Genomic DNA, 2,100 nt, shown 5'->3' on the forward strand with positions numbered 1-2,100 from the left:
CTCGGCGTCGATCACGCCCTTCAGGATCTTCGCCACCGCGAGCGGCTCGATGTCGGTCGCGACATCCTCGGCGGCGACCACGAGGATCGCGCGGTCCGCCCCCATCGCGAGCGCGGTCCTGAGCGTCTCCTGCGCCTGCTTCACCCCGATCGAGACGGCGATCACCTCGGAGGCGACGCCCTTCTCCTTCAGGCGGATCGCCTCTTCCACGGCGATCTCGTCGAACGGGTTCATGCTCATCTTGACGTTCGCGAGATCCACCCCCGACCCGTCACCCTTCACCCGCACCTTCACGTTGTAGTCGATCACCCGCTTCACGGGCACCAGGATCTTCATCGTTCACCTTCGAATTTCATTGTGTGAGGTGGCTCACGGGACTTTCTTTCCCAGGAGCGGGGGCGCTCAGATCCCGATCGCCTTGTAGGCGTCGGCGATCCGGTTCAGCGCGATGTGGTAGGCCGCGGTGCGGAAGTCGACGAGTTCCGGCCGGTCGCGCAGCGCCGCCGCCATGCGCGCGTAGGCGCTCCGCATCACGTCGTCGAGGCCCGAGCGGACGAGGTCGATCTCGTCGCCGCCTTCGAGGAACTCGTCGCGGATCTCGGCCGGGAACGCCTGGCCGGTCATCGTCTCGAGCGCGCCCGCGAGCTGGCCATTCCTGCGCTCCCGCCGGCGCCGCTCCATCAGGCCGAAGGAGATGTGCGACAGGTTCTTCACCCATTCGAAATAGCTGACGATGACGCCGCCCGCGTTCGCGAAAAGGTCGGGCAGGATCACGATGCCCCGCGCCGTGAGCAGCGGCTCGGCGTCGAAGGCGATCGGGCCGTTCGCCGCCTCGACGATCAGCTTCGCGCGGATCCGCTCGGCGTTGTGGCGCGTGATCGCGCCCTCCATCGCCGCCGGGATCAGGATGTCGCAGTCGGCTTCGAGGCCGCGCGCGCTGTTTGGATGGAATTCCGCGCCCGGGAAGCCCAGGATGCCGCCGGTGGCGAGCTGGTGGCGCTTGAGCGCCTCCACGTCGATGCCGTCCGGATTATACAGATAGCCGTCCCGCTCCATGACGCAGACGACGTGCGCGCGATCCTCCTCGCTCAGGAATTTCGCGGCGTGATAGCCGACGTTGCCGAAGCCCTGGACCGCGACGCTCATTCCCGCCAGATCGCGCCGTCCGCCGACGCCGTCCCGCGACGTGTCGCGCAGGTAGCAATGGATCGCGTACTGGACGCCGCGGCCGGTCGCCTCGGTCCGTCCGGCGATTCCGCCGCGCGCGAGCGGCTTCCCGGTCACGCAGGCGGCCGCGTTGATGATGTCGGAATGGCCGGTGCGCTTGTACTCGTCCGCCATCCAGGCCATCTCGCGCTCGCCCGTGCCCATGTCCGGCGCGGGCACGTTCCGGCCCGGCGAGATCAGGTTGCGGCTGGCGAGCTCCTGCGTGAAGCGGCGTGTTATCCGTTCGAGCTCGTGCACCTCCCACTCCCGCGGATCGATGCGCAGCGCGCCCTTGGATCCTCCGAACGGAACATCGACGAGGGCGCATTTGAGGCTCATCAGGGCCGCGAGGGCCTCGACCTCCTCGGCGCTGGCCTCCGGATCGTAGCGGATGCCGCCCTTGACCGGCTCGGTGTGATCGCTGTGGATCGACCGCCAGCCGGTGAAGCTGTACATCCGGCCCCGCAGCCGGACGCCGAACCTCACGGTATAGGTCGAGTTGCAGGCGCGGATGCGCTCCGCCAGCCCCTCCGGCAGGGGGAGATGCGTCATGGCGCGATCGATGTAGCCATCGACGCTTTCAAGGAAGGTGGGCTCGAAGACCGGGGCGTCCGGCAGTTGCGATGCGGCGGGCATCTCTGGGGTCCTTGTCCAAAGGGGGCGAGGTAAAGCTATCACGACCGCGAAGGGTCAATCTCGTCGCATTGAAGGAGAACGCATGACGAGATGACCATCATTCGAGGCAAAATCTAACTCTGAGACCGCGGATCCGCTGCCGGTCAGTCATTTCGACTTTCCGGTTCCCCGCGTGTGGGAAAGGAGCCGGTGGTAGACGTCGTCGGCGACTCGGATGCGTGCCGTGTCGTCGCAGGGAAGCCGCGGCGCTCCCGTTCC

The 2,100-nt window shown here is 67.2% G+C and carries 2 protein-coding genes; both read right to left on the minus strand.

The genetic code is table 11. The features are described 5' to 3' along the window. A partial coding sequence (locus tag FJM51_RS23285; RefSeq protein WP_438502776.1) for an electron transfer flavoprotein subunit beta/FixA family protein occupies window positions 1-336 on the minus strand: 336 nt, incomplete at its 3' end. Window positions 337-402: 66 nt separating this feature from the next. Then, window positions 403-1,842, minus strand: a complete 1,440-nt coding sequence (locus tag FJM51_RS23290) for a Glu/Leu/Phe/Val family dehydrogenase (protein WP_210240414.1) — start codon at window positions 1,840-1,842, stop codon at window positions 403-405. Window positions 1,843-2,100: the final 258 nt, after the last annotated feature.

Origin of the sequence: Amaricoccus solimangrovi, from assembly GCF_006385685.1 — a bacterium.
GTDB lineage: Bacteria > Pseudomonadota > Alphaproteobacteria > Rhodobacterales > Rhodobacteraceae > Amaricoccus > Amaricoccus solimangrovi.